The 4,780-nt window shown below is 69.8% G+C and carries 5 protein-coding genes; 3 read left to right on the top strand and 2 right to left on the bottom strand.

The features are described from left to right. The 3 genes from IJH84_RS03130 to IJH84_RS03120 all read left to right on the top strand — a co-directional run. A partial coding sequence (locus IJH84_RS03130; protein WP_295139958.1) for a thiamine pyrophosphate-dependent enzyme occupies positions 1-1,530 on the top strand: 1,530 nt, incomplete at its 5' end. Between the two features lie 296 nt (positions 1,531-1,826). Then, positions 1,827-2,675 carry a helix-turn-helix transcriptional regulator gene (locus tag IJH84_RS03125; protein ID WP_200072748.1) on the top strand — a complete coding sequence of 283 codons (849 nt, stop codon included), beginning with the start codon at positions 1,827-1,829 and terminating at the stop codon, positions 2,673-2,675. Further along, positions 2,676-2,867, top strand: coding sequence for a DUF397 domain-containing protein (locus tag IJH84_RS03120; protein ID WP_200072749.1), 192 nt, complete (start codon positions 2,676-2,678; stop codon positions 2,865-2,867). It begins immediately after the preceding gene. A 220-nt stretch (positions 2,868-3,087) separates the two neighbouring features. Here IJH84_RS03120 and IJH84_RS03115 read toward each other — a convergent pair whose 3' ends face one another. Beyond that, positions 3,088-4,566 (bottom strand): PH domain-containing protein, encoded by a 1,479-nt coding sequence (locus IJH84_RS03115; protein ID WP_295139954.1) that lies wholly within the window; start codon positions 4,564-4,566, stop codon positions 3,088-3,090. After that, positions 4,563-4,780 (bottom strand): PH domain-containing protein (locus tag IJH84_RS03110; protein WP_295139952.1); only part of this gene is annotated, 218 nt, incomplete at its 5' end. The genes IJH84_RS03115 and IJH84_RS03110, both read right to left, overlap by 4 nt.

The following is a 4,780-nucleotide window of genomic DNA, read 5'->3' as shown; positions in this document are numbered from 1 at the left end:
TGCGCGGGCAGTTGCGGGCCGGGCAACCTGCACCTGATCCACGGGCTCTACGACACGCACCGCAGCGGCGCGCCGGTGCTGGCGCTGGCCTCGCACAGCCCGTCCGAGCAGATCGGCACCGGCTTCTTCCCGGAGACCCACCCGGAGAAGCTGTTCGGCGAGTGCAGCCACTTCTGCGAGCTGATGTCCCAGCCGGAGCAGATGCCGCGGCTGCTGCGCAGCGCCATCCAGACCGCTGCGGGGCGACGCGGGGTGTCGGTGCTGGTGCTGCCCGGCGACATCGCGCACAAACCCGCCGCACGGCCCACCGGTTCCGGCGTGGTGCACTCCGAGCCGCCGACCGTCGTGCCGTCACCTGCGCAGGTCGAGCGGTTGGCGGAGTCGCTGAACTCGGCCGAGCGCGTGATGTTGTTCTGCGGCGCGGGCAGCCGCGGCGCGCACCGCGAGGTCATGGAGCTGGCGGGCAAGCTCAACGCCCCGGTCGGGCACGCGCTGCGCGGCAAGGAGTGGATCCAGTTCGACAACCCCTACGACGTGGGCATGAGCGGGCTGCTCGGCTACGGCGCGTGCCAGGAGGCGATGGGCAAGGCCGACCGGCTGGTGCTGCTGGGCACCGACTTCCCGTACGACAACTTCCTCCCGCAGGCCAACACGGTGCAGGTCGACATCGAACCGGCGCACCTGGGCAGGCGCACCGTGCTGGACCTGGCGGTGCAGGGCGACGTGCGCGAGACGGTGCGCGCGGTGCTGCCGCAGCTGCGGCAGAAGTCCGACCGCGGCTATCTGGACCGGATGCTGCGCTCGCACGCCGAGCAGCTCGAACGGGTCGTGGACGCCTACACCACCAACGTCGAGAACCAGGTGCCGATCCACCCCGAGTACGTCGCCGACGTGCTCGACGACCTGGCCGCGGACGACGCGGTGTTCACAGTGGACACCGGGATGGCGAACGTGTGGGCGGCCCGGTACGTCACGCCGAACGGCCGCCGCCGGGTGCTTGGCTCGTTCGTGCACGGCTCGATGGCCAACGCGCTGCCGCAGGCGATCGGCGCGCAGCTGGTCGACCCGCGGCGGCAGGTGGTGGCGATGGCGGGCGACGGCGGGTTGTCCATGCTGCTCGGCGACATGCTCACGTTGCGCTCGCGCGGGTTGCCGGTGAAGGCCGTGGTGTTCAACAACTCCTCGCTGGGCATGGTGAAGCTGGAGATGCTGGTGGACGGTCTGCCGGACTTCGGCACCGACTACGACGCGACGGATTTCGCCGCGGTGGCCGCCGCTGCGGGACTTCACTCGGTGCGGGTGGAGAAGCCCGGCGAGGTGCGCGATGGGCTGGCCGAGGTGCTGGCGTACCGAGGTCCCGCGTTGCTGGACGTGGTCACCGACCCGAACGCGCTGTCCATCCCGCCGCGGATCACCGGCACGCAGGTGAAGGGGTTCGCGCTGGCGGTGAGCCGCACGGTGCTCTCCGGCGGGGTCGGCAAGATGGTGCAGCTGGCGCGCAGCAACCTGCGCAACATCCCCGGGCGCTGAGCGTTCACGCTGCTCGGTTATGTCGAAATTCGATCATTCGCGTCGATCGTTGCTCAGCGTAAGCTTGTTGAGGTCTTGTTCCGGCTGCTCGCCCGGTCGGCCGCGAGTCGGCCGGAACGCCGCCGAGAGCATCGATCAGCCCGCGTGCCAACGAAAAGCCGCGGCTCGGGCGCGGCAGTCAGCGGCAGCGGACTGCGCATCCCGCGAGCTACGCGGCAACCGGCAGCCGCTGCCTGCTCACCTTGTCCGGGTGATGCGGTGGTGACTCGCTGTGGGCAGAGGTGGACACTGTTTTCATGACAGTGAGTCCCACGGTGCGTCGCCGACGCCTCGCCGCGGAGCTGCGCACGCTCCGGGCACGGGCGGAGGTGACCCAGCAGCAGGCCGCCGCGCACCTCGGTTGCACCCAGGCCAAGATCGGCCGGTTCGAAACCGCGAAGCGTTCCCCCTCGATCGGCGACGTGAGCGCGTTGCTGGACTTCTACGCCATCACCGGCGCCGAGCGCGAGCACCTGATCAACCTGGCCCGCGATGCCCGCAAGCGCGGCTGGTGGCACTCCTACAGCGACGTGCTGCCGGAGTGGTACGAGACCTACGTCGGCCTGGAGGCCGAGGCCTCCTCGATGCACACCTACGAGTCGGAGGCGATCCCCGGCCTGCTGCAAACCGAGGAATACGCCTACGCCATCACCAAATCCACCCTGATCCGCGCGCACGAACCGGAGATCACCCGCCGGGTGGAGCTGCGGATGCAACGGCAGGACCGGATCACCGGCTCCCAGCCCTTGGACTTGTGGGCGGTGATCGGGGAAGCCGCGCTGCGCCGCGTGGTCGGCGGTACCGACGTGCTGCGCAAGCAGCTGGAGCACCTGCTCAAGCTCTCCGAGCTGCCGAACGTGACGGTGCAGGTCATGCCGCTGGAGGTGGGCGCGCATCCGGCGCAGGCGGGTCCTTTCGTCATCCTGCGCTACTCCAATCACATCGATCCGGATGTGGTCTATTTGGAAACCCACGTCGGTGGCCTTTACCTCGAACGGGATAACGAGCTGTTGAAGTACGCGACGATGATGGACCATCTACGCGCACATGCGATCAACCCGGAAGGGTCTGGTCAGCTGATTCAGGAGCGCATAGGAGAGCTGTAGATGGAATACGTCACGGGTTGGCGTACGAGCAGCCGCACCTCGCATCAAGGGCAGTGCGTGGAGGTCGGATTCGGGACCGGGCGCGTGGGCGTCCGGGACACCAAGAACCGGCCGGGCGGCTACTTCACCGTCACACCCGCGCAGTGGGCGGGCTTCGTCCAGCGCATCAAGCGCGGCGAGTTCGACCGCTGATCCCGTAGCGCGCGCCCGAGGCATCGGAGTTCCCGGCGCGCCGGAATCCACCAGATCCGGGCGGGTCGCCAGATCCGCACCCGCTCGGCCGGCATTATCCGATCTGGATTATTCCGCTGTTGATCACCGGAAAATGCTCCGATCCGGGGCTTGATCACGGGTGCTCGGCGCAAATACTGCGAATTGCGTCTCACCCGGATGGCCGCGGCGGCGGACCGCATTAATCCTCCGGGTGGCTGGGTTCGAGGAACGGGGCGACCAGTCCCGGAACGGTCTGCTCGGCGAACTCCAGTCCCGCTCCTGCCGCCACGTCCGGCACCGTGCAGCGGCCCGTCCCGGCCGCGGTCGTGGCGACGACGTCCAGCAGTCCGGCGCGGCGCTGGAACAACGACTGCTCGAAGCGCCAGCCGATGATCCCGCTGCGCTGCAGCGCCACCGTTCGCCGCAGCCCGCTTCCCCGCCGCACCAGTAGAAACCGACCGTGCAGCCGGTGCCCGAGGTTGCGGTAGGCGTCGACGGCGAACGCGGCCGCGACCGCGACGCTCAGCGCGGCCACCACTACCGCTAGCCACCAGGGGATCCAGCCGAGCGCGGCGGCGGTGATCCCGACGGCTGCGAACGGTGCGGCGCTGAGCGATCCCCAGGTGAGCCGCCGCCGCAGCGCGGCACGCGGATGCGGGCGGAACTCGGCGGTGGAGGGGAATTCCGGTTCCCCCGATTCCGGTTCCCGCAGCACCGCCGCGGCCACTCGCATGGCCTGCGCGCGAGGTGCCGGTGGCAGCAGCGTCTTCGCGTCCGGCTGGTTCTTGCCGTCGGCCTGCTCGCTGAGCCCGGTGGCGATCGCGTTCGTGCGCGCGCCGCCGGTCCAGCGCAGCAGCAGCGGCTCGGCGACCTCCACGCCGCGAAGTCGTTGCTCCTCAAGGGAAATCGAGCGCCGGGTCAGCAGCCCGCGCCGCACCCGCAGCGTTCCGGAGTCCTCCCGGGTGAGCGTGAAGTCCCACCACAACTCCAGCGACAGCAGGAAAGCTCCGAGCACACCGGTCAGCAGCACCGCCGCGACCGGCACGCCGATGCCCGCCCACAGCGGCACCGACCGGAACAGCTCGCCGATTTCCCCGTACAGCCCGAACTTCTGCAACACGTCCGAGAGCGAACCGAACGCGGAGGCGATCGCGCCCCAAACCGCCAGCATCATCGACAGCGTCACCGCGGAATACAGCAGCCAGGCGGGATTCAGCCGCGCCAGCGGAGCATCCTGACCGTCCGAAGTGGACGGGAGTAGCTCGGTTCGGATCCGGTCGGCCTCCTCGCGCGCGACCGCGTCCAGCTTGAGCTCGCCCGTTCCTTGCGCCCCGGTGCCGATCTTGACCACGGCGAGCCCGAGCAGGCGGTGCACCGGATCGGCGGTCAGGTCCACGCTGCGGATGCGCTCGCGCGGCAGCGAGCGGTGGTTGCGCGAAACCACTCCGCTGCGCAGTTCGACCCGCTCGTCGGTGATCCGGTAGCTGGTCGCGTACCACTCGAGCGCCCGGGACAGCACCAGCAGCGCCGCGATCGCCGAATACACCTGGGCGACGTTGCGCACCGCGTCCGCTCCCGCTCCGGCGATCAGCATCACCGCGATGGTCGGCACGATCGGCGCCAACACCAGGATGGCCAGCGCGGCCACGATCCGGCCGTCCAGCTTCTGCCAGCTCATGTCGCGTCTCCTCGCGCGGCCTGGGTCTTCGCGGTGAGCCGGGTGACCAGCTCGGCGGCAACGTGCTGGTCGAGCGCGTCGATGCGCAACGGCCCGGCCGCGGATGCGGTGGTCACGGTGACGCTGGAGAGCCCGAACAGGCGCTGCACCGGCCCGCGCGCGGTGTCCACGGTCTGGATCCGGGACATCGGCGCGATCCGCCACTCCTGGCGCA

The sequence above is a fragment of the Saccharopolyspora sp. genome, assembly GCF_017434145.1.
GTDB classification, from domain to species: Bacteria; Actinomycetota; Actinomycetes; order Mycobacteriales; family Pseudonocardiaceae; genus Saccharopolyspora_C; species Saccharopolyspora_C galaxeae.
This window is presented reverse-complemented; position numbering and strand designations above follow the sequence as displayed.